The 24,052-nt window shown below is 45.2% G+C and carries 19 protein-coding genes and 1 pseudogene; 14 read left to right on the top strand and 6 right to left on the bottom strand.

The genetic code is table 11. The features are described from left to right. Positions 1-17: 17 nt before the first annotated feature. From MHH52_RS27235 to MHH52_RS27195, 9 genes and pseudogenes are all read left to right on the top strand, one after another. Positions 18-881, top strand: coding sequence for a M15 family metallopeptidase (locus tag MHH52_RS27235; protein WP_313638460.1), 864 nt, complete (start codon positions 18-20; stop codon positions 879-881). 150 nt (positions 882-1,031) lie between these two features. Further along, positions 1,032-1,508, top strand: coding sequence for a glutathione peroxidase (locus MHH52_RS27230; RefSeq protein WP_340005482.1), 477 nt, complete (start codon positions 1,032-1,034; stop codon positions 1,506-1,508). A gap of 250 nt (positions 1,509-1,758) precedes the next feature. Further along, positions 1,759-3,393 (top strand): formate--tetrahydrofolate ligase, encoded by a 1,635-nt coding sequence (locus tag MHH52_RS27225; protein ID WP_340005480.1) that lies wholly within the window; start codon positions 1,759-1,761, stop codon positions 3,391-3,393. 373 nt (positions 3,394-3,766) lie between these two features. After that, on the top strand, positions 3,767-5,131 hold the full coding sequence (locus tag MHH52_RS27220; protein WP_313638462.1) for an FAD-dependent oxidoreductase: 1,365 nt from the start codon (positions 3,767-3,769) through the stop codon (positions 5,129-5,131). A 277-nt stretch (positions 5,132-5,408) separates the two neighbouring features. Then, complete coding sequence (locus tag MHH52_RS27215) at positions 5,409-6,236, top strand: formate/nitrite transporter family protein (protein WP_340005478.1); 828 nt, start codon at positions 5,409-5,411, stop codon at positions 6,234-6,236. Between the two features lie 362 nt (positions 6,237-6,598). Continuing rightward, a pseudogene (locus MHH52_RS27210) lies at positions 6,599-6,897 on the top strand (molybdopterin dinucleotide binding domain-containing protein); the annotation flags it as partial. A gap of 139 nt (positions 6,898-7,036) precedes the next feature. Then, positions 7,037-8,257, top strand: coding sequence for an MFS transporter (locus MHH52_RS27205; RefSeq protein ID WP_340005476.1), 1,221 nt, complete (start codon positions 7,037-7,039; stop codon positions 8,255-8,257). A gap of 70 nt (positions 8,258-8,327) precedes the next feature. After that, positions 8,328-8,858, top strand: coding sequence for a GNAT family N-acetyltransferase (locus MHH52_RS27200; protein WP_340005474.1), 531 nt, complete (start codon positions 8,328-8,330; stop codon positions 8,856-8,858). Further along, positions 8,839-9,483 carry an MOSC domain-containing protein gene (locus MHH52_RS27195; protein WP_340005472.1) on the top strand — a complete coding sequence of 215 codons (645 nt, stop codon included), beginning with the start codon at positions 8,839-8,841 and terminating at the stop codon, positions 9,481-9,483. Before MHH52_RS27200 ends, MHH52_RS27195 begins: the two co-directional genes overlap by 20 nt. 78 nt (positions 9,484-9,561) lie before the next feature. Here MHH52_RS27195 and MHH52_RS27190 read toward each other — a convergent pair whose 3' ends face one another. Continuing rightward, positions 9,562-10,110, bottom strand: coding sequence for a GNAT family protein (locus MHH52_RS27190; RefSeq protein ID WP_340005471.1), 549 nt, complete (start codon positions 10,108-10,110; stop codon positions 9,562-9,564). Between the two features lie 230 nt (positions 10,111-10,340). Here MHH52_RS27190 and MHH52_RS27185 point away from each other — a divergent pair, with 230 nt between their 5' ends. Further along, positions 10,341-12,047, top strand: a complete 1,707-nt coding sequence (locus tag MHH52_RS27185; RefSeq protein ID WP_313638468.1) for a glutamine--tRNA ligase/YqeY domain fusion protein — start codon at positions 10,341-10,343, stop codon at positions 12,045-12,047. Between the two features lie 80 nt (positions 12,048-12,127). On the opposite strand, the gene MHH52_RS27180 is transcribed toward MHH52_RS27185, so the two are convergent. Further along, positions 12,128-13,351 (bottom strand): MFS transporter, encoded by a 1,224-nt coding sequence (locus tag MHH52_RS27180; protein WP_340005470.1) that lies wholly within the window; start codon positions 13,349-13,351, stop codon positions 12,128-12,130. Positions 13,352-13,729: 378 nt separating this feature from the next. Here MHH52_RS27180 and MHH52_RS27175 point away from each other — a divergent pair, with 378 nt between their 5' ends. From MHH52_RS27175 to MHH52_RS27165, 3 genes are read left to right on the top strand one after another with little or no spacing between them, the layout of a single operon-like run. Then, positions 13,730-15,586 carry an ABC transporter ATP-binding protein gene (locus tag MHH52_RS27175; protein ID WP_340005468.1) on the top strand — a complete coding sequence of 619 codons (1,857 nt, stop codon included), beginning with the start codon at positions 13,730-13,732 and terminating at the stop codon, positions 15,584-15,586. After that, positions 15,516-16,193 (top strand): response regulator transcription factor, encoded by a 678-nt coding sequence (locus MHH52_RS27170; protein WP_313638472.1) that lies wholly within the window; start codon positions 15,516-15,518, stop codon positions 16,191-16,193. The genes MHH52_RS27175 and MHH52_RS27170 overlap by 71 nt, the downstream gene beginning before the upstream one ends. Next, positions 16,190-17,242, top strand: coding sequence for a HAMP domain-containing sensor histidine kinase (locus MHH52_RS27165; RefSeq protein WP_340005465.1), 1,053 nt, complete (start codon positions 16,190-16,192; stop codon positions 17,240-17,242). The genes MHH52_RS27170 and MHH52_RS27165 overlap by 4 nt, the downstream gene beginning before the upstream one ends. Positions 17,243-17,344: 102 nt before the next feature. On the opposite strand, the gene moaA is transcribed toward MHH52_RS27165, so the two are convergent. Next, positions 17,345-18,346, bottom strand: a complete 1,002-nt coding sequence (gene moaA, locus MHH52_RS27160) for a GTP 3',8-cyclase MoaA (protein WP_340005464.1) — start codon at positions 18,344-18,346, stop codon at positions 17,345-17,347. 408 nt (positions 18,347-18,754) lie between these two features. Here moaA and MHH52_RS27155 point away from each other — a divergent pair, with 408 nt between their 5' ends. Then, positions 18,755-19,447: a molecular chaperone TorD family protein gene (locus MHH52_RS27155; RefSeq protein WP_340005462.1), complete on the top strand. Its 693-nt coding sequence runs from the start codon at positions 18,755-18,757 to the stop codon at positions 19,445-19,447. Between the two features lie 144 nt (positions 19,448-19,591). Here MHH52_RS27155 and MHH52_RS27150 read toward each other — a convergent pair whose 3' ends face one another. The 3 genes from MHH52_RS27150 to MHH52_RS27140 form a co-directional block, all read right to left on the bottom strand. Then, complete coding sequence (locus tag MHH52_RS27150; protein WP_340005460.1) at positions 19,592-19,765, bottom strand: hypothetical protein; 174 nt, start codon at positions 19,763-19,765, stop codon at positions 19,592-19,594. Continuing rightward, positions 19,758-22,925 carry an efflux RND transporter permease subunit gene (locus MHH52_RS27145; RefSeq protein ID WP_340005459.1) on the bottom strand — a complete coding sequence of 1,056 codons (3,168 nt, stop codon included), beginning with the start codon at positions 22,923-22,925 and terminating at the stop codon, positions 19,758-19,760. The genes MHH52_RS27150 and MHH52_RS27145 overlap by 8 nt, the downstream gene beginning before the upstream one ends. Positions 22,926-23,040: 115 nt before the next feature. Then, positions 23,041-23,958, bottom strand: coding sequence for a TetR/AcrR family transcriptional regulator (locus MHH52_RS27140; RefSeq protein ID WP_340005457.1), 918 nt, complete (start codon positions 23,956-23,958; stop codon positions 23,041-23,043). Between the last annotated feature and the right edge of the window lie 94 nt (positions 23,959-24,052).

Here is a 24,052-nt window from a genome sequence, read left to right as displayed (position 1 = left end):
GGAGGAAGATCTTGCAGATGTCTAAAAAATTGAAATTAGTGAGCTTGTTGATTGTCGTTATTGCAGTTGGCTGGGGAATTGGGAAGTATACGACAACTTCTCCCTCTGCGTCGAACAATAGCGGGTCCAATATAAATGTACAGGATAATCTTCAAGCTAAGCCTGGTGCAGACGGTAATGGCACCGAAGTGGGCATAACGGACCCGGCGGTAGCTAATCCATCTAATTCAACGGATCCCTCTGATCCATCCGAATCGGACAGTAATGGCGGGGGCAGTAGCACTGATAATTCTTTTAAAGCGCCTGATAGTATAGCTGTGATGGTGAATAAGCAGTATGGACTGCCTGATAACTATAAACCATCTGATCTTGTCTATCCGGATGTGCGGTTTACGTTTAAAGAGAAAATCGAAAAGCGTATGATGCGCAAGGAAGCTGCCGAAGCATTAGAGAAAATGTTCGCAGGCGCAGAGGAAGACGGGATTTACTTGGCTGGCGTTTCGGCATACCGTTCTAAGGAGACCCAAACGAGGCTGTATAATCGTTATGTTGAGAAAGACGGAGAAGAACTGGCCCGTACTTACAGTGCCGTGCCTGGCTATAGCGAGCATCAGACAGGGCTTGCTATCGATGTCTCAGGAAGTGACGGTAAATGTGCTGCGGAGAGCTGTTTCGGTGGAACGAAGGAAGCTGAGTGGCTAGCGCAGCATGCAACCGAATATGGTTTTATCATCCGCTTTCCAGAAGGTAAGCAGGACATTACAGGCTATAAATATGAGCCTTGGCATATCCGTTATGTGGGCAAGGATATAGCTGCTTATATAGCGGATAAAGGGATTACGTTGGAAGAATATTATGATGTTGTACCAGTATCCAAATAACAGAGTCATAGAGAGCAGTCCTAAGAAATACAAAGGGCTGCTTTTTTTTCTTTCTTAGTGGTTACATTAAGTGTCGATAAGTTGCATTGTATTAAAGTTCGGGTAAGATACGTATTGTAGTCTAAGTACATGGAAGGAAGGGGAATAAGGATGTCGATCTACAATTTTTCCGGTGTTACGCCTTCGGGTAAAGAAGTTTCATTTACGGATTATGAAGGTAAGGTGCTGCTGATTGCCAATACGGCCAGCAAATGTGGACTTACACCGCAGTATGGGGATCTCCAGAAGCTCTACGAACAGTATGGGGATCAGGGACTTGTAGTATTAGGATTCCCCTGCAACCAATTCGCTGGTCAGGAGCCGGGTACAAGTGAAGAAGCTGAAGAGTTCTGCCAGATTAATTACGGAGTCACCTTTCCCGTATTTGCCAAAGTTGATGTGAACGGACCAGATGCCAGCCCTCTTTTCAATTATTTAAAAGAGCAGCAGCCTGGTGCTGGAGAGAGTAGCGATATTAGCTGGAATTTCACGAAGTTCCTTATTGATCGCAGTGGCAATGTAGTGGCTCGTGTTGAGCCGAAGGAATCGCCAGAAACGATGACAGAACATATTGAGTCCTCACTGTAAACCAGTTATGGTCTAATGAATTGTTATTTTACAAGTATCCTTTTGACCTCGGTTTTTGGCCGAGCCTCGAAGGGATTTTCTTTTTTACATAGGAATAAGGAATAGTCCCTTTTGAATTTTATTGTGATAAATTATACTTGACGCTTTACAGAGACCATGTATCCTTTGAAGAGAATGTAATGCCCATGCAGAATATGCATAAAGAGTGGATTGCAGCAGGATAATAACGGCAGGAGGGTTTTATACAAGCATGAAGTTAATTACAGAGGTAGCATCACAAGCGGGAATTGGCGAAGAGCATCTGGAACTATACGGAAAATATAAAAGTAAACTTTCGCCGTCCTTATGGGAGGATATGAAGAACAAGCCAGATGGCAAGCTGGTATTGGTCACTGCGGTGAACCCCACCCCTGCTGGCGAAGGGAAGACCTTGACAACCATAGGGCTAGCACAAGCACTGAACGCAGCAGGTGTAAAGACCGTGGCTGCTTTACGCGAGCCCTCCCTTGGACCATGCTTAGGCATGAAAGGCGGTGCCACAGGCGGAGGAAAGTCGCAAATCGTTCCGGCCGATGAGATTAATTTGCACTTTACGGGCGATATTCATGCGGTAACTTCTGCGCATAATCTCTTGTCTGCAATGATTGACAATCATATCTTCCAAGGCAATAAGCGGGGTCTTGATCCACAGCGTATCGTTTGGAAACGCGTAATGGATATGAATGATCGCAGTCTGCGGAGCATCGTGACAGGGCTCGGAGATGGAAACGGAGCCGTACGGGAAAGCGGCTTTCAGATCACGACAGCATCTGAGATTATGGCTGTGTTATGCCTATGTGATAATTTAAGTGATCTTAAAAATCGTCTGAACCGCATTTTGATTGGATATGACCAAGAGGGACAGCCTGTAACGGCCGAGCAAATAGGGGCAGTTGAAGCAATGACAGCGCTGCTGAAGGAAGCGGTTAAGCCTAATCTGGTGCAGACCTTGGAGGGGACTCCTGTTATTGTACACGGCGGTCCATTTGCGAATATCGCCCATGGCTGCAGTAGTGTTATCGGTACTCGTTATGCACTCAAGCTGGGAGATGTTGTTGTTACGGAAGCAGGCTTCGGAGCGGATCTTGGTGCAGAGAAATTCATGGATATCAAATGCCGGCAAGCCGGTCTAACTCCTTCAGCGGCAGTGCTTGTCGTGACGGTGAAATCCTTGAAATATAACGGTGGCGTACCTAAGAATGAGCTCCAAACTGAGAACCGGACGGCGCTGCGCTCTGGATTGTCTAATTTGGAGCGTCATGTAGAGAATCTCGGCAAATTTGGGGTACCTGTTCTTGTTGCCATTAATCATTTTGAAGGCGACAGCCCAGAAGAGATTAATGATGTTGTGGAGGCTTGTCGCCGATTGAACGTTCCTGCGGCAATATCCAAGGTATGGGCAGAAGGTAGCGCGGGCGGACAAGAGTTGGCTTCGGAACTAAAGAAGCTTCTGGACCATAGCGACACTGAGCGCTTTGCGCCTTTGTATGAGAACGAACTCGACATCTCTTCCAAAATCACCAAGATTGTGCGCGAAATTTATCGTGGTGCAGAGGTTAACTTTTCCCCTGTGGCCAAACGCAGCCTAGCAGTTATTGAGCAGCTCGGGTTGAATGAACTTCAAGTATGTATGGCGAAGACACCATATTCCTTCTCGGACCAACCTAGATTGCTTGGCGCTCCTGAAGGGTTCACCGTAGGCATACGTGATATCACGCTTTCGCTCGGTGCAGGGTTTGCTGTAGTTATCACGGGCAATATCGTTACGATGCCAGGGCTGCCGGCTAAACCAGCCGCTGAGGCACTATGGCTGGATGAGGATGGCGAGATTCACGGTTTGGTGTAAATTCAATTTATGATCAGGCTTCTCCCTGTTGGATTAGGGAGAAGCCTGTTTTTGCTACATAACTCCTTTTATTTTTACGACAACCGGTTCTTCTTATTCCTGTTGATTCCTGCGGGGTCAGAACATAATGTCCTACCTACATGGCAAAGCTAACGAGGTCGCACCCGGCAGCGGTGACGAAAAAATAATTAAAATTGTGAACAATCTGAGGATATAGACGGAAAAGACTTGTAATGTGATAAATATCACAATATAATCAGTTTATAAAGTGAAATAAATCACAATTAACCCAATGTTGATCAGATTTTATGATTGGTCGGTCAAGCAAGTCAGAATATATAACCAGGTTGTCAATTTGAAGGAGGAAGAAAAGATGAAAGTAGCTGTCATTGGATGTACCCATGCTGGAACTGCCGCAATTGTAAATACTGCTCAACTTTACCCGGAAGCCGAGATTACAGTGTATGAGCGTAATGATAATATTTCCTTTTTATCCTGCGGGATTGCTTTATACGTAGGTGGAGTAGTCAAAGATCCACAGGGGCTGTTCTATTCCTCCCCAGAGAAACTTGCAGAGCTTGGTGTAAAGACCAACATGCGTCATGAAGTGACCGCAGTGGATACGAAGTCCAAAACGCTGCGCATTCGCAATTTGGCAACTGGACAGGAGTTCGCCGATACCTACGATAAGCTGATTATGACTACGGGTTCATGGCCGATTGTGCCGAAGCTCGAAGGGCTTGAACTGGATGGGATCTTACTCTCCAAGAACTATGACCATTCCAATACCATTATAGAAAAAGCAAAACAAGCGAACAAAATCACAGTCGTAGGCGCTGGTTATATCGGTGTTGAGTTGGTGGAAGCTTTCCAAATGAACGGGAAGCAGGTTACGCTGATCGATGGTGAGGATCGTATTCTGAATAAATATCTGGACCCAGAGTTCACTGCACCAATAGAACAATCCTTTAAGGATCATGGAATTAAATTAGCACTAAATGAGAAGGTCAGTTCTTTTGCTGGCGAAGGCGGTAAAGTTACCAAGGTTATTACAAGCGAAGGGGAACATGAGACGGATCTGGTCATTCTCTGTATCGGCTTCCGTCCGAATACAGAACTCTTGAAAGGTCAAGTGGATATGCTGCCTAATGGCGCAATTCTGGTCAATGACTATATGCAGACTAGTTGCCCAGATGTGTATGCCGCTGGTGATAGCTGCGCGATTCATTACAACCCTACAGGTAAGCACGCTTATATTCCACTGGCAACCAATGCAGTACGGATGGGCACCTTGGTCGCACGTAACTTGGTGACAGAGACGATTCCTTATATGGGTACTCAAGGGACTTCTGGCATTAAGATTTATGAAGACAATATCGCAGCAACAGGTCTTACAGAAGAAGGGGCTAAAGCTGAGGGAATGGATGTAGAGACCACCATGATTATTGACAACTACCGTCCAGAATTCATGCCAACCTTCGAGCAGGTTCAACTAAAAGTAGTATTTGATCGCGTCACACGCCGCATTCTCGGAGCGCAAATCATGTCCAAAATGGATCTGACGCAATCGATTAACACAGTGTCTGTATGTATTCAAAATAAAATGACGATCGACCAGCTTGCCTTCATCGATTTCTTCTTCCAACCTCATTACAACAAGCCTTGGAACTTCCTGAATACAGTAGGTCTTCAAGCGCTGCCGACTACAGTACCAAGTAAAGAGGCTGTAACCGTTTAACGTAATTGCATAAGAACAATCCGTCGGATGAACCGGGGCCATTTATGGCTTCGGTTTTTTTGCGGTCGAAAAAGTGGTACTATTTACCTTTAAAATAATTTGGAACCTATTTTGACAATTGTAATTATGTATGCGTCATGCTAAATTTGACATGTCAGTGAAAACTTTCACTTAGTTTTTCATTAAGTGATAATTGTCACGTTAATGTGTTTTGTGACACGCTACAATGGTCATAAAGGAAAAAATTTTAAGTAAATAGATGAAGGGGATAGGAATCATGGCTTATAATAAACCGCAGCAGATTGCCGCAGTTACGGTCGAGAACGGCATAAAAAAGGCGCACAATCCTTTAAGCACCGTACTTATTCTGGGTTTTCTGGGAGGAGCGTTTATTGCGCTCGGATTTTTACTGGATATTCGTGTCATTGCTGGCGCACCGCAAGAATGGGGATCTATTGCTAACTTTATTGGGGCAGCAGTCTTCCCTGTTGGATTGATTCTAGTACTGCTTGCAGGTGGAGAACTACTGACAGGCAATATGATGGCCGTGCCGCTCGCTTTTATGGCAAAGAAGATTTCTTTCTGGGAAGTCGTCAAGAATCTCGTATTGATTACGCTCAGCAATCTAGCGGGAGCCTTGTTTGTAGCTTACTTTTTCGGTCACGTAGTAGGTTTAACCGCAGACGGTGTGTATTTGGAAAAAGTAGTGGAAATGGCTGGACATAAGCTTGAGGCTGGCTTCTTGCCGGCATTTGTTTCCGGTATCGGTTGTAACTGGCTCGTAGCTCTGGCGGTATGGCTCTGCTATGGAGCAGATAACTTCAGTGGCAAAATCCTCGGTATCTGGTTCCCAACAATGGCTTTTGTAGCTATCGGCTTCCAGCACGTTGTAGCCAACATGTTCTTAATTCCGGCTGCTATTTTTGAAGGGTATTTTTCATGGGGACAGTACTTTAGCAACTTTGTTCCGGTATGGCTAGGCAATCTGACGGGCGGTGCGATATTTGTTGCGGCAGCGTATTGGATGGCTTACTTGCGTAAAGAACCTGCGGCTATTCAATCCGTGAACAGCATGTCCGGTAGCGGTGTGAAGAAACACGCCTAACCTATCTTATAGAGCACTCCTTTGTATATTCGAGGGGTGCTTTTTGCTGTATAGACAAAACAAAATTCGCCGTGATGTATCCGAGCTCGGGGGAACGAAATCGGACGCACGGCGAATTTTAGAAGGGGGAGTGTTTCTAGGCTCTATTACCCCGACTTTTTAATAACGAATCACTTAATTTTTGAAATATAATAGAGTATGAGTTTCACACAATACATCATCCGTATATTTCTACGAGAAAAGGTTGTCATCTTTAAAGGGCGACAACGTCGTTTCTTTTTGTTTAGTCTGCTTTACGGACGACAGCGGCAACTATAAAATATAAATAGATAGTAGGAACAAGGGGAGGACTGCGGACGTGAACCACCTTCTCCAATGTAGAGAAACATCAGTAGCTGGAGAAGGGGCCGACCTTGCAGATTCATTCGAAGGATGCATTAGCTCGAGGGATCAGTGACGGAGATGAGGTTATCGTATTTAACGCCCGTGGTACTATAGATCTTACAGCGAAGGTGACGGACAAGATGCTGCCAGGCACCGTTATTAGTCAGGGACTATGGTGGGAGGGTAAAAGGAAGCGACAACGAGTGAATGTGCTTACTCCGGACCGACTCGACTCAGTGACATGGGGAACGGAGCCACTTTTTTTCAGCTACGGTAGAAGTTAGGCTTAAATAAGAGGTAGAGTATAGTGACTTTATCACGATAAAACGTCAATGTGTCTGCTTGCTCCGAACCCTGTTTTGGGACGATGCTGGATGGAATAATGACACATATATTACAGGGGATGTATACTATTAATGAAGTTCTTACAGAATTATCCTAAAGAAGTTAAAATATTTTTAATCGCCAGCCTTATTAACGCAACGGGTAGTGCACTGATGTGGCCACTTGTTACGATGTATGTTTTTGATGAGCTTGGACGCAGCATGTCGGATGCTGGACTAGTGATTCTTATTCAATCGGTTGGCGGGATCGTGGGTCAACTACTCGGGGGCTCACTCTATCATAAGGTAGGCGTAAACCGGCTGATTGTCGGATCGCTGGCCATGAATGCACTTGCACTGTTCACTTTGCCGGCAGCAAGTAACAACTGGATGTTGTTTATGGTCGCAATGGGACTGGTAGGGCTTTTTAATTCACTGTCATTACCTGCGATTCAGGCGTTTATCGGCTTTCGCTTCACGAAGCAGCGCGGAGAGCTGTTTAATGTTATTTATGTCGCCAATAATATTGGTGTAGCATTAGGTACGGCGTTAAGTGGTTTTCTGGCTGATATTTCTTATATGCTCAGCTTTGTGATGAACGGCGTGACATCCGCAGTATTTGCGGGATTCTTTTTTGTTTATCTCAAGAAAATCGGTGGAGGTCCTTCACATGAGGTTGTAGAACAGCAGAAGACTGGACCTGAGAAACAATCCACATGGAAGCTAATGGGACATACACGGATTTATCTTTATATGGGGATTGCCTCCATGTTCCTGCTGTTAGGGAACTCTATCTGGAATACTGGGGTATCCCCATTCATTATTTCTGAAGGTTGGCCTAAGAAAACCTATGGTTTTCTCTGGACACTGAACGGTATTCTTATCTTTGCGGCTCAGCCGCTCGTAACGGTTATTAAACGCTGGTTCGCGTCTACCTCAACGGCGCAAATGACAGCAAGTGCTCTATTTTATTTGGGTGGGTATGCTATTCTTCTATGGATGCCGACCTATTCAGGTTTAGTGCTTGGGATGGTACTCGCTACGCTTGGGGAAATGCTGATATCTCCGGCCATGCCTTCCTTTATCTCGGACCATGCAGGTCGCAGTGCCCCATTCTATTTAGGGCTAAGTGGAGGGATGGGTGCAGTCGGGAGGGTGATTGGACCCTACTTAATGGGGAGGTTGTACGATAGTGGAGGCTTAGCGCCTACAGCATGGCTGGCATGTGCGATGGCGGTATTATCCGTAGGGTTCTTCATTATTCATGCATATGGCAATCGTCGAGGCCATTCGCTGGAGCGGACAACAGTATAGTTGTGCATAGTGGATTTAGAATATCTGCTGTGAATTATATAGAGGTGCAAGGCAAGGGGGGTACATCTTTATGAAACAAAGCAATAGGGATAAGCTTATAATAAGGCCCTCAGAGATCAAAGACGTACGAGAACTGATTCATCTGGATCATATGATCTGGACGGAGGATACTAGCCCGGGGCCATTAATGTGGCGTTCACAAGAGGATTACCTACTGAATGCTCCCCCGGGTTCGCAGCTTGTAGCGCTGAAGGATGACAAGTTATGCGGATATGTTGGATTTGGCTGTCCTAGTAGAATGGAGAGCAACAGGCATGTGTGCGAAGTCAATATTGCTGTTCATCCGGATTATCAACGTTTAGGCATTGGCCAGCAGCTCATGGAGGCCATTAGGGAACATGCTGTGGAAAATGCCATTCGTAAGCTTCGTCTACGCGTATTATCCTGTAATGAACCAGCGCTTTCTTTTTATCGTAAATGCGGTTTTGTGGAAGAGGGACGTCTGCGGGAGGAATTTTATCTTGGTGGCCGTTATGTGGATGAGATATTTATGTGCTGCATGCTGACAGGAGGAAATGGATATGGAGATCATCTCGCTTAATGTGGGGCGACCGGTTACGGTGGATTATCGGGGTAAGCCTTTGGAGACTGGGATTTATAAAATGCCTGCAGAAGGATCGGTTCAACTACATACAAACGGATTTGATGGAGATGGTCAGGCAGATCTTAAACATCACGGAGGCCCTGATAAGGCAGTTTGTGCCTATCCCATCGAGCATTATTCCTACTGGGAGAAGCAGCTTGGGAAGAAGCTGGAATACTCTGCCTTCGGAGAAAATATAACAACAGCTGGCCTACTGGAGACAAAGGTGTGCATTGGCGATGTATATGAAATAGGCACCACCTTGCTGCAAGTTAGCCAGCCACGATATCCTTGCTTCAAAATCTCACAAAAGCACGGACCTGCAGATTTACCAGCTCAAGTGTTGGATACCAGATACAGCGGGTTTTACTTACGCGTTTTGCGTGAAGGGAAAATTTCCACCGGTGATGTAATCGTCAAAAAAGAAGATGGAGCAGGTAGAGCATCCGTGTCGCACGTACTGCATTTAATGCAGGTTGGTCTTCAGGAGGAGGCTGCTCTAGCAGAGCTTGTAGAGCTGGAAGCTCTTTCTGCCGTAGTTCGGAACAAGTTTAGAAAACAGCTGGGTATGCCAGAGATCTAGCCTTAGTCTGCTCAATACAATAAACCTGGAGGCATATGCCTGCCAGGTTTATTGTTGTTGCTTCCTTGCTTACGTAACTTAGCCCAGTAGCTGCCACTCACTACGCAATAAACCGTATATAGCGTGGTTCACGTAGCCATTTGGCAGCTGTTCTGCCTGCCTAATCACACCCTCGAGTACAAAACCAAGCCGTTCTGGAATCGCTCGGCTGGAAACATTAGCGGTCGCGCAGCGAATCTCTACACGTTGCAGCTCCATTTCCAGTAGTGCATAGTCCACTAGAACCCGACAGGCGCTGGTCATATACCCTTTACCTTCATATCCTTCACCAAGCCAGTAACCGATCCCAACAGATCGGTTATGCCAGTCAATCTGGTGATACCCAATCACACCGGCGAGTTCACCGCGAACCCACAATCCAGCGGTAAAAGCACCATTGTCGGTGCTTTGTTTAACCGCGTTTTTGATGAAATTTAGAGTGTGACCCTGCTCCGTAACGGCATCCACCCAAGGGAGCCATTGTCTTAGCCGTTCTCGCGAGTGCTCTACTAACGTGAACATGTGACGAGCGTGCTCTGGCATGAGCGGCTTTAACATAAGCTCTTCATCGATGACATAATTAAACAAGCGGTTGCCTCCTTTTTGGCACTAGGCCGTATGTATGATTATGGATTATTTCTTATGATTATCATGCTACTCTATCGCCCAGACAGAAGTCAAAAGGTCTAAAGTTGCTAAAAAATGATCTATGCCCTATGTCCCCTTTTATTGAACAATCTACGGTTAACGGGTATATTAGTAGGAAACATGTTTATACAAGAAGTAGTGTAACACTACAGAACGAAAGGTTGATAGCTGTGGAAAACCGTAGCACCCCCTCCAATTTTATTAAGAATGTTATTACCGAAGACCTCCGTACGGGTAAAGTAAAGGAAGTTGTCACACGCTTTCCGCCGGAGCCGAACGGTTATTTACATATCGGACATGCTAAGGCGATTTGGATTAACTTTACACTGGCGGACGAGTTCGGTGGTAAGACTAACCTGAGATTTGACGACACGAATCCGGCCAAAGAGGATATGGAATACGTAAACTCAATTCAAGAAGATGTAAAGTGGCTCGGTTATGAATGGGAAGAGCTGCGTTTTGCATCGGATTATTTTGAGGAAATGTACAAACGTGCCGAATTATTAATTACAAAGGGCAAAGCTTATGTAGATGACCTCAGTGCGGATGAAATTCGCCAATTGCGGGGAACGCTGACCGAGCCAGGACAGAACAGTCCACATCGTGATCGTAGCATTGAAGAGAATTTGGATCTGTTCCGCCGTATGCGGGCAGGCGAATTCAAGGATGGGGAGAAGGTCCTTCGCGCCAAGATCGATATGGCTTCACCAAATATTAATCTACGTGATCCTGTTATCTACCGTATCACTCATGCGCATCACCATAACACAGGCGACAAATGGTGTATTTATCCAATGTATACATTCGCTCATCCGCTAGAAGATGCTATCGAGGGAGTCACTCACTCTCTTTGCTCGTTGGAATTCGAAGATCAGCGTCCATTCTACGATTGGGTCGTAGCTGAATGTGAGATGCCAGCTGTCCCACATCAATATGAATTTGGTCGTCTGAATCTGGCTCAAACGATGACTAGTAAGCGTAAGCTGAAGCTGCTTGTAGACGAAGGACATGTGGATGGCTGGGATGACCCGCGGATGCCGACGATCTCCGGTCTGCGCCGCAGAGGATATACGCCGGAAGCGATTCGTAAGTTCGTGTATGAGGCGGGGATCTCCAAGAGCCAAGGTCTAGTGGACCTGCAAATGCTGGAACACTTTATACGTGAGGATCTTAAGCTAACTGTACCGCGTACAATGGCTGTGTTACGACCGCTTAAGGTTGTAATTACCAACTACCCTGAAGGTCAAACAGAATGGCTTGAAGCGGAGAATAATACAGAGAATGAGGAAATGGGTGTACGCCAAATTCCGTTCTCTCGCGAGATTTATGTGGAACGTGATGACTTTATGGAGAATCCGCCGAATAAATATTTCCGGTTGTTCCCCGGCAATGAAGTACGTCTGAAACACGCTTATTTCATCAAATGTAATGAAGTTATTAAGGATGAGAATGGCGAGGTTGTTGAGCTGCACTGTACGTATGATCCAGAAACGAAGAGTGGCAGCGGATTTACAGGTCGCAAAGTAAAAGGCACTTTGCACTGGGTAGAAGCTAGCCAAGCGGTACCTGCAGAATTCCGTTTATACGAGCCTCTAATTTCTGCTGAAGAAGCGGATGAGGCTGTGGAAGTTGAAGGTTTGGATTCCTCAGTAGAGAAATCGGAGCCTAGCTTCTTAGATCAGCTTAATCCTAAGTCCATAGAAATCCTGCAAGGTTTTGTTGAACCTGCACTTAAGGATAGCGTGGCTCAGGATAAATTCCAGTTCTTCCGTCATGGTTACTTTAATGTGGATAGCAAGTATTCGGCTCCAGGACATCTCGTATTCAATCTTATCGTTTCATTGAAAAGTTCATTTCAGCCTCCTAAACAAGGCTAAACAGATAAATCGATCAAGGTAATAATTAAAAAGCAGGCTCAGACGTCCCGAATAGGTACGTTTGAGCCTGCTTTTTTGAATTATAATGCTTCGATGTCGAAGATCTCTTCATCTTCCTCTGTAGGGGGGCGATACCCTCCACGGCTAACAAAGAGCCACATGAAACCAAAGCCAAGCGTTCCAATAAGCGTCAAGAATACACCAGTCTGATACATGCTCTGTGCACCCAGATACTGATACATCCAACCTCCGAGAATACCTCCAATGAAACCGGATATCCCACTCCAGCTTAGGGTGTAGAGCGCTTGTCCGGAAGATCGATAAGGCCGTGGAATCAGGAGCATCGTCAATTGGGTACCTACATAGAAGAAGCCGCCGAACGTTATGCAGTGTAAAATTTGAATGAACACTACTTGAAGGGCAGTAGTCGCATCAGCCATAAACCACCAACGCAGAACGAATAAACCACTGACCAATGCAAGCCAGCCGAGCAGAACAGAAATTTTACGTTTAAGGAATCGGTCACAGAGAACAAATACGCCTACCTCCAAAATGGAGGAGAGGAATACGGCAAGACCAATCATTTTTTTAGAACCGCCCAGATCTGTAATATACAAGGATATGAATGTGGTGTTCATAGTGTTCGGTATGGAAACCAGAATACCAAATAATAAAAAACACAAGAAAAAGGGATTGAAAATCAACTTACTTAAGCCCTTAAACGGCATCGGAGCTCTCATAATGGTATGGTTAATTTTAGGTAATACAAGAACGGATAGGATTGATGCACCTAGTAACGCTGTAAGCAGATAGGTCAAGATGGATACACCAGCCCAATCCAGGATAAAGCCGGCGACAATCGCAATCAGTGCCCACCCTATTGAACCCCAAAGCCGGAAAGAACGGAAGCGCTGATTAGTTCCGTCAATATAGCTGAGAATCATCGTGTTGCTTTGAGCAAATAGTGGTCCTTGGAAGAAATAGAACAAAATAATGGCGTTGTAGATCGTCTCATATGTATTTGCTCGAAACATAAACTGTGAGAACACTAGCGTTCCGAATAACATAACCAAAACGATACGCCGTATATTCTGAGAACGGTCTGTTAAGAACGCCCAGAATGGATTTGCAAATATGGATACTAGCGCTCCCATAGAGAATAAGACACCAATCTCTAATTTGTTCATCCCTACATCCAGCAGGTATAGTTGAAAGAAGCTGGTGAAGAGGACCATGGTTCCATATACAAAAAAATTGAACCATTTTAAAGACGTGATAGAAGATGGAATAACGCCTTTTCGCAAATGGTTCACTCCTTTCTCACTAAATATCTTGCATGGAGTAGAGTGGCCAATAGTAGGCCCTTCTATCACTGTAACACGTGTTGAAAAGGGATACAAACACCCTTTTTTACTTTTTTACATTATTTTGGGTTTTATTTATGTTTGAGACGATAAGCGACAAAAAATGCTTGAACGCGTGCGTAGGAGGTACAAACGCTAAGTATAACGGGCATTATTTTGGTCGGTGACTATTCCCACAGGATGGGAAGTGACAAGGCACTATTGTCTGATCGGCGCGTTTAACTTCAGTTTACAATCTGCAGATAGGATGGGTGTAAGGCGAGAAAGATATTACTATGCTTTTCTCGAAGAGCTATTAAGAAAAGGGGAATCATTGTCATGAAGAAATCCGAATCCAAGCGAAAGATGGCGCTGAAGCCGTTCTTAACGCTACTAAGAGAAACCAAGCCTTCATACGGCTTATTGGCTATAGCCATTGCGCTAAGCATGATATCGACATTGGTCAGTCTGGTCATCCCGATGTTCACTAAGAACTTGGTGGACGGCTTCTCACTGGCCTCCGTTAGCAAGCTGCAAATTGCGGGTATAGCAGCCGCATTTATCGCGCAGACCATTGCGGGAGGGATCTCCATCTATCTGCTCAATTATGTGGGTCAGAAGATGGTTGCAGGTCTGCGGGACCGACTGTGGCTTAAATTTCTAGTTCTGCCTGTGGCTTATTATAATGACAACCGAACGGGAGAAAGTGTCAGCCGCATGACGAATGATACAGGGATCATCAAAACGCTGATTTCTGAACATCTAGCCAGCTTATTTACCGGAGTGATCTCCATTGTAGGTTCGATCTCAGTTCTACTGTTTTTAAATTGGAAAATGACACTTGTTCTATTCACTGTTCTTCCACTTTCTGCGCTGATTCTAGTACCGCTTGGACGGCAGATGTACAAAATCTCCAAGGGGATGCAAGACGAGACAGCTTCTTTTACCGCTACACTTAGTGGTGTATTATCTGAGATCCGTTTGGTGAAATCCTCGGGTGCTGAGAAGAAAGAGTACGAAGCAGGTAAAACCGGAATTATGAACCTGCTTTCCTTTGGTATTCGTGAAGGCAAGATTAGCGCGATGATCAGTCCACTCGTCTCCTTTGTTTTTATGATGTTGCTTGTGGTCATTATCGGTTATGGTGGAATGCAGGTATCTTCGGGTGCTTTGACGGCTGGAGAGCTGGTTGCCTTTATCCTTTACCTCATTCAGATTATTATGCCACTTACTCAATTGACTACGTTCTTCACACAGATTCAGAAGGCCAAGGGCGCTTCGGAGCGTATTATTGAGACTCTAGCAGCAGAAGAGGAAGTATATGAAGGACAGGAAGAGGCGAATGGCGCAGAAGGCCCAATCTCGGTAGAGGGATTAAGCTTTGGATATAAAAATGGTGAGAAGGTGTTGAACGATGTAAGCTTCCGGATGCTTCCCGGTCAGGTGACGGCTATTGTCGGACCGAGTGGGGGCGGTAAGACCACATTGTTCTCGTTGCTGGAACGTTTTTACGAGCCTCAGTCAGGTCTGATTAAGCTGGGTGACAAGCCAGTGTCTACATTTTCACTGCGTTCGTGGCGGAAGCTTATAGGGTACGTTTCGCAGGAAAGCCCACTGTTGGCAGGTACGATTGCTGAGAATTTAGCCTACGGATTGGATCGGGACGTTAGCGTGGAGGAGATGCGCGCTGCAGCAGCAATGGCTTATGCAGATGGCTTTATTGATGCACTTCCTGAAGGCTATAATACGGATGTCGGCGAAAGAGGCGTGAAGTTGTCTGGTGGACAACGGCAACGGATTGCCATTGCTAGAGCACTGCTGCGAAATCCGAAGATTCTTATGCTTGATGAAGCCACTTCCAGTCTGGATAGCCAATCGGAAGCCGTGGTGCAGAAGGCACTGTCCAATTTGATGAAGGGTCGAACTACGATTGTAATTGCTCACCGTTTGGCTACTGTTGTAAATGCAGAGCAGATTATTTTTATGGAAAAGGGTCAGATTACCGGGATGGGAAGTCATGAGGAACTACTGGAAAACCATGAGCTGTATCGTGAATTTGCCACCCAGCAGCTACAGATGAATAACCCTGAGATTCAGGACAATAAAGAGGAGGGTCCAGTGCTACATGACAAAAATACTAGTAGCGGACGACGATCCGCACATCCGCGAATTGGTAGAAGTATTTCTGAGAGCTGAAGGGATGGAAGAGATCTATGGAGCTTCTGATGGACTGGAGGCTCTTCAGATTCTGGAAAGCTATAATATAGATTTAGCTATTATCGATGTGATGATGCCCAATATGGACGGTTGGGAGCTATGCCGGCGAATGCGTCAAAACTTTGATTTCCCGATTTTAATGCTGACGGCCAAAGGGGAAACTTCGCAAATTGTAAAAGGTTTTGAGCTGGGAAGTGATGATTATCTGGTCAAGCCGTTCGAGCCGGTTGTACTTATTGCGAGAGTAAAGGCGCTACTCAAGCGATACCAGATTTCAGCCGCGCAAAGTGTGACCGTAGGTCGATTGCGAATGAATCGCAAAACCTATGAGGTATCCTCGGAGTATGGGGAAATCACCTTGCCGCTCAAGGAATTTGAGCTGTTGTTTAAGCTGGGCAGCTATCCGGGTCAGACGTTGACTAGAGACAGACTGATCGAAGAGATTTGGGGTTATGATTTTGAGGGGAATGAGCGAACGCTGGATGTGCATATCAACCGTTTACGTGAACGTTTTAATCAGGATAACTATGGGATCGTAATCCGTACGATCCGTGGTCTTGGTTATCGGTTGGAGGGCCATGCATGAAAATGCTTAAGAGTATTGCGCAGCATACTTTAATGTTTATTGCTTTTTTTGGTGCAGCTGCGCTTAGCTGGACTGCGGCTTATTTTTTAATGAACAAATTGAATGCTGCTTGGGGTTGGCTTAAATCGGAGTATGCTTTGCAATTGATCACTGTTTTGGTTGGTTTAGTGATTTTAATGCTGATATTCTTGTTGTTTTCCATCTTCTTTCGCGGCTGGGAACGTGTTGTTTATAAATCAATAATTGATGGGATTCGCCGTATCTCTAAGGGAGATTTTAATGTTGTACTTGAACAAAATAGGGAATACCGTGAATTCGGCGAAATTGTAGAGAGCATTAATGAAATGGCTAGTGATCTGAGCCAGATGGAGACCATGCGTCAGGATTTTATCTCCAATGTGTCGCATGAAATCCAATCCCCACTAACCTCCATTCGAGGGTTTGCACTTGCATTGAAGGACGAAACCTTAAGTAAGGAGAGTAGGAGGCACTATATTGATATTATCGTGGCTGAGAGTACCCGCGTATCTGGGCTCAGTGATAATTTATTGAAGCTTTCAGCGCTCGAATCGGGCAATTTTCCTTTTGAAACTCAATTTTACCGTCTAGATAAACAGCTTAGAGATATGGTTCTGGCTTCTGAGCCGCAATGGCTGGAGAAAAATATAGAGGTAGAGGCCGAGCTGGAAGAAGTGAAGTTCTCAGCGGTTAAAGATTTAATGAGCCAGGTTTGGACTAATCTTCTGCATAACAGCATTAAATTTACTCCCCAGAACGGATGTATTCATATCAAGCTTCGCACAGTAGATGGGCGGGTAGAGGTGGAGATTCAAGATAGCGGGATTGGCATCTCTGAAAAAGACTTACCTCGCATCTTTGATCGCTTCTATAAGGCAGACAAAGCTAGAACCGCGAGAGGGGGTGGTAGTGGACTGGGCCTATCGCTGGTTAAAAAGATCGTTGAGTTGCACGAAGGTAAGGTGACTGTAACTAGCCGACCTGGTGAAGGAACGGCTTTCATAGTGAACTTGCCAGCACAAATAGAATAAATAGTAAGTAGAGCATAGTTGAGTAGAGCAGCTATCTTTTATCTTAAACAAAACCCGCTTTCCCCATAATGCTTGGGGAAGCGGCGTTTTTAATGAGACAGACTAGCCTCCAATTTGAGACATACGCCGTGCCGTCGGCGTGTGGCTTTGTGCTTTTTTCTCCAAGGCTAAGGCCATTTCGTGGTTATGTGGCTTGTTGCCCAGTGCTTTTCGGAATAAGGCTTGCACGGCTGCAGGGTCGCTGATTAAAGGACGCACATGGTATTCATCTGCCCAATACAGACAAGCTTTAATATGACCATCTGCTGTGAGTCGCAGACGATTGCAGTTATCGCAGAAGTGATCGCTCACGGGATGGATCAGACCGAACGTTCCCTGAGCTCCAATAACTCGCCGATTCTGGGAAGGACCATTACCAGATGGGAGCTCCGCCTCTTCGGTTTCCCAACCAGCTTCAGTACAAGCATCTATAACGGTTTCCAACGGCAAATAGGATTGGCGCCAAGAATCAGTAGCGCTCCCGATAGGCATATATTCAATAAAGCGTACATTTAGTGGACTGTTCAGCGTAAGGGAGATGAAATCTTTGATCTCATCATCATTAATTCCTTTCATTAATACAACATTAATCTTGATCGGCTCCAACCCAGCAGCTTGTGCTGCCTCGATCCCTTTTAGTACCTTGGAGACCTCACCGCCGCGTGTAATCATAGAGAATCGATCCTGCCGTAAAGAGTCTAGGCTGATGTTCACCCGTGACAGACCGGCTTCTTTTAGCAGCGCTGCTTTTGCCGGAAGCATTAGACCATTTGTAGTCAGTGAAATATCGTCGATCCCTGGAATGGCGGATATCATAGCCACTAGCTTCTCCAGATCTTTACGAACAAGAGGTTCTCCGCCTGTTAGCCGGACTTTACGTAATCCGAGTGGTGCTAGTGACTCTACAACTGAGGTGATTTCCTCGTAACTCAGAATCTCGTCCTGCGGCTGGAATTCCATCCCTTCAGCTGGCATACAATAAATGCAACGCAGGTTGCAGCGGTCGGTAACCGAAATGCGGATGTAATCGTGTAAACGCCCAAAAGGGTCCGTCAGCGGTTCCATAGCGTTGCTCCCTTCATATGTTGGTGTTTTGAATGCTTCCCTCCTTAAAAGGAAGCGCAGGTGTTTATACTTGTTTAGAATTTTAAAGATCGCTCGCGGGTACGTCAATGAGCAAACTGTTGTACGGGTTGAAACCCTCTATTTTAAAAAGGAGGGTTGTGATTTTATTGCATAATAATGGACAAACTAAATAGAATGATAAAGCCGAAATAGCCTTGCGAAAATGTGACAAAAGTACGACAAATGATGTGATTAGTCATAGAATGCTCACGGAAAGCGTTTTAAATATCCGATATAATCTAGGTGCGGATTACTTTTATATTCACTTTTGCGAAAAAAGGATACCGAAATTACACTCGATCATGTGACGGTGTGTGAACGGGAAACCCATTGAGGAGGATTTGCAAAATGACTATGCAAACTGTTCCATCGCTCGCCGTGCCGGAGGCATTTAGCCATTGGTTGGAAAGTCGGGGATTAATATATCAGCTTTTAGTGGATTTTTTGGGTAGAAAACCATCACTCTCACTTGTGGCTCAGTGGAGCCGTAATCGTAAGATGAGTGTTGCTGCAGAGATGACGGAAGGCGGATGGGAACTGAAGCGCTATCTGAGTCAGGAACCGAATAAGCTACTGCATATATGCGAGAAAGAGAGCCAAGAGTATAAACGGCTTATGCACGAGCAAACAGTAAGCTCTTTTAAATTACGTGAAGCTGCTATTCTGGGTCGTTCTGAAGATTTCTGCAACGTGCTTGCTGATGTGTATACTTCCGCAGGAATTGTATTTAACAAATGTAATGGTGAAGCTGATGATCATATTGCTATTGAGCTGGAGTTTATGGCAGTAATGCATGAGCGTATGTTGTACAACAGCTTCTCAATTAGAAGTGCAATGGATCTGCTTGATATTCAGGTAGCCTTTTTGGAAGATCATTTACTGCAATGGACTCCACAGTTCTGCGAGAAGTTAAATGCAGCAACGAATAGTACGTTGTATTTGGGACTTTCCCATATGCTCGCTGAGTTTCTACCCCTCGATCTGCAAATGCTGCGTTCCTGGAGAGCTTCGCTGGAGAGCAGTGCAGCAGCAATGGTATAAGAACACTATAATAATACAGAGCCCGGCCTATAAATTAGGTCGGGTTTTTCGTGCTGTGGAAGTGTAAATAGCGATTTAAATGGAGGTCCAAGTGGAGCAAATAAATGAAGACCTGAGTGAAGTCGCAAATTCGCCCATCGCAAATCACCCATCGTCCAACCGCCCATCACCCAACCAAAAAAGTTTAATGGTTAAGTAGCCCCCGTTACTTTGCCCATACCATAAAAAAGAAGCTGCCCCATAAGTAGCATTCACTACTTTTGAGACAGCTTCTTGATTAAGCATGCTTACTTGATTCGCATCAAGTATTCTAATCAATTACCTTTTTGCTGCGGAATTTCATTAGGAACTCATACACGACTGGCACTACTACAAGTGTCAGTAGCGTGGAGCTGATCAAACCGCCGATTACGGTTACGCCGAGACCTCTGGAGATAATTCCTGCACTGTTCTCAAGTCCAGTAACCAGTGGCAGCAATGCACCAATCGTTGCAAGTGCAGTCATTAGGATTGGACGTAAGCGTGTGCCGCCTGCTTCAAGCAAGGCTTGACGCGTGGTGAGTCCTTCTTTTTCCTTATGAATAACGCGGTCGATGAGGACAATCGCATTCGTTACTACGATACCAATCAACATCAGCGCACCCATGAGGGAGGAGACGTTTAAGGTTTCCCCAGCGATCAGAAGGGCAACGAGTACCCCGATAATTGTGAAAGGAAGTGAGAACAGGATAGCAAATGGAGCTAATCCACCGCCAAATGTAACCACTAGCACGAAGTATACGATGGCAATAGCGGCCGCCATAGCAATTCCTAATTGACCAAACGTATCATTGATTTGCTCGGTTACACCGCCGAAGCTAACCGTTACGCCATCAGGTAATTCCATAGCATCTACTTTTTCCTTCACGCTGTTTGAAGCACTATTGACGTCACTTGAAATAATCTCGGCAGTGACATCCACCTTCATTTTACCGTCCATCCGAGTAATCGAGTCAGGGGAAGAGCCATTTTCAATTTTAGCGACTTGCCCGATTGGCACTTGGATGCCCAGTGGAGAAGTCAATGTAGCTTCTTCCATTTCTTTAATACTCTTATACGTTTCTTTATCTGTTTCGATATAGACTTTGTAGTTCTTGCCGTCCATTTCTACTTCAGTGAGTACTGGACGTGTGCCTGCAGGACTCAGCTTCATTGCAATTTGTCCCGCTGTAAGTCCGAGGGAGCTAAGCTTCTCTTGATCCGCTACAATCGTATATTGATCGTAAGCTTCTTTAAGACTTGTTTCTCCATCTTTGAAATTAGTGGTGTCAGCCTGTACGATTTTGGCGATCTCATCCGCGACCGGTTTAATTTGATCTAGATCGTCTCCGAATACATTCACGGTTAGAGTGCTTCCACCCATACCTCCGCTCATCATGGCGGACATATCACCCCAAACACCATCTGGGACTTCTGCGGTTAAGCCTTCGATCAACTTTTCTTTTACGTTTTCAAAATCAGGAGTCTTACTATCATAAACGATGAAAAAGAGTCCTGAGTTGCTGGATCCGCCCATACCCATCGGACCGCCTCCGCCGATGGAATATTGCATTTTATCTACATGCTGCTGCGCTAGAATGTATTTCTCAGCTTTCAGGCCTTGCTCTTGAACTTCTTCAGTTCTTTGCCCAGCCTTCGGTGAGTAAGTTAGCATAACCGTTTTATCCTCTTGGGAAGGCATAAAGCTAACGCCAATAGGCTTGATCAAGAACAAGCTGCCCGCAAGGAGGAGAACAGCAACTCCAAACGTAACCAGTTTATGAGAAAGACACCAGTTCAGAATCTTTTGATAACCAGTAGCTAGCTTGTCTGGTTTCTCGCTGTGGGTTTTCTTACCCTTCAATCCATTGCGGAACAGTGAGTGAGCCATTGCAGGAACTAGGGTAATCGCAACTACCAATGAAGCGAGCAGGGCGAAGACCATGGTTAAAGCGAAAGGCAAGAACAGCTCGCCAACCATACCACTAACCAAAGCAAGCGGTAAGAACACCGCGATGGTTACAATTGTAGATGACATGATCGGTACGAACATTTCACGTGTGGCTGCACTGATTAATTCCCGGCCTTTTAGTTTCTCGCCGGATAAGGAGAGCCGTCGGTATATGTTCTCTATGACTACAATCGAGTCATCGACTACCCGCCCGATGGCAACGGTCATCGCTCCAAGGGTCATCATATTAAGCGTGATGTCCATTTGACGCAGACATAGCACTGCGATCAGCAATGATAATGGAATAGAGATGATAGAAATGATTGTCGAACGAATATTCCGCAGGAAGACCAAAATGATGATTACTGCGAAAAGAGCACCGAATACCGCTTTGGACAACATTGTATTTACAGAGTCCTCAATCGGCTTACCTTGGTCAAGCAGAACGGTAAGGTCAATGCCTTTATATTGTGCTTTTAATTCTTCAGTTTTGTCCTTAACACCATTTACGACATCAACAGTGTTGGCATCGTTGGCTTTGACAATCTGGATACCTATCGATTCTTTACCATTAGTACGGGAGATAGATTCAGAATTCCCAACAACCTCAATCGTGGCAAGCTCTCCCAGCTTCACGGTCGGCAGTCCCATATTTGTAGCTCCGCCAGCGGCACCTGCACCAGCAGCACTTCCGGCTCCAGCTCCGGCAGTACCAGCACCAGCTCCAGAAGCACCAGCGCCGGCAGCGCCCGTAGCACCAGTTGGCATAACTGGAATGGTTACATTTTTAAGATCCTCAACGGTAGTGATGTTGCCATCCACAACAACTGCCTTTTGAGCTTTGTCCATCTCGAACAGTCCTAGTGGAACACGGAGGGAAGATCCCTGAATAATACCTTTAACCGTATCTTCGGTCAGTCCGTATTGTTTAAGCTTATCTTGATTGAACTTAAGCGAAACTTCCTTGACGTATTGTCCAGAAATTTGTATAGAAGCAACACCCTCAACATCCTCTAGGGCAGGGCGAATATCGTTCTCGGCAATACGGGTCAGTTCCTCAAGATCCTCTGAATCCCCATTGGATAAACTGAGGGAAACGACTGGCATTGAGCTAAGGCTAAAGCGGGAAATGGATGGCTTCTGCACATTGTCTGGCAGAGAGACTTCATTTAGCGCCTCACGAACTGCTGCTGTTGCATTATCGAGATTCGTACCATAATCGAACTCGATCTGGATACTGGAGGCATTCTCCAGAGAAGTGGAGGTGATCGTTTTTACACCATCCACATTGCGTAGCTTCTGCTCTAAGGGTTTGCTGACATCATTTACGACACCTTCTGGTGCAGCCCCCGGATAAATGGTTGTAACGCTAAGATAAGGTATACTAATATTAGGCAAGGTTTCTTGCTTCATCGTTAGCCCGCTATACAAACCAGCAAATACAATAATTATCGTCAGAAGCCAAATCGCAAATTTGTTCCTGAGCGAGAAATTAATTAAGCTTTTCATAAGTTTTGTTTCTGCTCCTCTCGGGCCTTTTCTTTATGAAATAGGGCGCCATTTTGAAAATTTATAATACTCACTATCCATGTTCTTCTCTCTCCCGAACTCTTTGTAGAGCCAATTAACGAAATACGCATGAATGATGTGACACAGAAGTAACTAGCTTCCTCAATTCTTCCAATTCCATAGTGAGCTCTGAGCAGGCTTGGAGGTTGGACAGCATCCCCTGTATGATCGCTTTTCGTGGGTGAGGTAAGAGAACTTCGCCTTCTAGAATGCTGAGTGATTCCAGCAAATCGGCTGTCTCGTCGGGTTCTATACTATTTAATTTACTGATCACAGTCTTCATTTCCTTAATGAGCATTAGTGGATTTTTTCGTTTGTTCTCTTCATTCTCCTCCATCCAGCTTGCTAAAATAGTGGAGTTGATGAGTGGAGCCTGCTTACTTGTTAGAAGACCAGAAACAATAATATCCAATAAATTCATAAGATGATCAGCCATAACGGCAAGGGACAAATGGGTATCCTGACGAAAAATAACCGCAATATATGATTTGATCAGTCCATGTCCTACAATACATAAATCTCCGGTATAGGGAACGATGTCTTTTCCATAAAGGGTCTCCATCTTCACCTGAAACCAGCGTAAGAAGGAAGCGTTGTTTCTACGCAGCCATTCCGGTACTTCAGTATCAAATCCTTTTCCGGCAACTTCCTGAATTTGACGCTGTAAGAACTCACGCAATTCGTACACATGACTCAGTAGAATTTCTATTTGATTTCTAAGCTTCTCACGCGGTGATCTTTGGGTTTCTTGTTCTTCACGTAATAAGGGATCACGAATCATTCGGTAACAATAGAGGAAAATACTGCGTTCCAGCTCTTCTTTCGATTTGAATACTAGATACAAGCTTCCCTTCGAAATTCCGCATAATTCGGCGATCTCTTGCATGGACGTGGAAGAGGAGCCTTTCACAGCGAATAACTGCATGGCGATCTTAATAATCTGTTCCTGCTTATCCACAGTTTTATCACTCATTGGGGGGATAACCTCCTTTCTGACTATCAAGTTCTATAATTGACTAATTGGTCAAAATAATTATATTCGATACATCCTGTCATTACAAATTTTA

It is taken from the genome of Paenibacillus sp. FSL K6-0276, assembly GCF_037977235.1.
Taxonomy (GTDB): Bacteria; Bacillota; Bacilli; order Paenibacillales; family Paenibacillaceae; genus Paenibacillus_AQ.
This window is presented reverse-complemented; position numbering and strand designations above follow the sequence as displayed.

Bases quoted from the DNA above. Each gene is read 5' to 3' on its own strand.
- MHH52_RS27235 (WP_313638460.1), top strand. From the start codon at position 18: ATGTCTAAAAAATTGAAATTAGTGAGCTTGTTGATTGTCGTTATTGCA.
- MHH52_RS27230 (WP_340005482.1), top strand. From the start codon at position 1,032: ATGTCGATCTACAATTTTTCCGGTGTTACGCCTTCGGGTAAAGAAGTT.
- MHH52_RS27225 (WP_340005480.1), top strand. From the start codon at position 1,759: ATGAAGTTAATTACAGAGGTAGCATCACAAGCGGGAATTGGCGAAGAG.
- MHH52_RS27220 (WP_313638462.1), top strand. From the start codon at position 3,767: ATGAAAGTAGCTGTCATTGGATGTACCCATGCTGGAACTGCCGCAATT.
- MHH52_RS27215 (WP_340005478.1), top strand. From the start codon at position 5,409: ATGGCTTATAATAAACCGCAGCAGATTGCCGCAGTTACGGTCGAGAAC.
- MHH52_RS27205 (WP_340005476.1), top strand. From the start codon at position 7,037: ATGAAGTTCTTACAGAATTATCCTAAAGAAGTTAAAATATTTTTAATC.
- MHH52_RS27200 (WP_340005474.1), top strand. From the start codon at position 8,328: ATGAAACAAAGCAATAGGGATAAGCTTATAATAAGGCCCTCAGAGATC.
- MHH52_RS27195 (WP_340005472.1), top strand. From the start codon at position 8,839: ATGGAGATCATCTCGCTTAATGTGGGGCGACCGGTTACGGTGGATTAT.
- MHH52_RS27175 (WP_340005468.1), top strand. From the start codon at position 13,730: ATGAAGAAATCCGAATCCAAGCGAAAGATGGCGCTGAAGCCGTTCTTA.
- MHH52_RS27170 (WP_313638472.1), top strand. From the start codon at position 15,516: ATGACAAAAATACTAGTAGCGGACGACGATCCGCACATCCGCGAATTG.
- MHH52_RS27165 (WP_340005465.1), top strand. From the start codon at position 16,190: ATGAAAATGCTTAAGAGTATTGCGCAGCATACTTTAATGTTTATTGCT.
- moaA (WP_340005464.1), bottom strand. From the start codon at position 18,346: ATGGAACCGCTGACGGACCCTTTTGGGCGTTTACACGATTACATCCGC.
- MHH52_RS27155 (WP_340005462.1), top strand. From the start codon at position 18,755: ATGACTATGCAAACTGTTCCATCGCTCGCCGTGCCGGAGGCATTTAGC.
- MHH52_RS27145 (WP_340005459.1), bottom strand. From the start codon at position 22,925: ATGAAAAGCTTAATTAATTTCTCGCTCAGGAACAAATTTGCGATTTGG.
- MHH52_RS27140 (WP_340005457.1), bottom strand. From the start codon at position 23,958: ATGAGTGATAAAACTGTGGATAAGCAGGAACAGATTATTAAGATCGCC.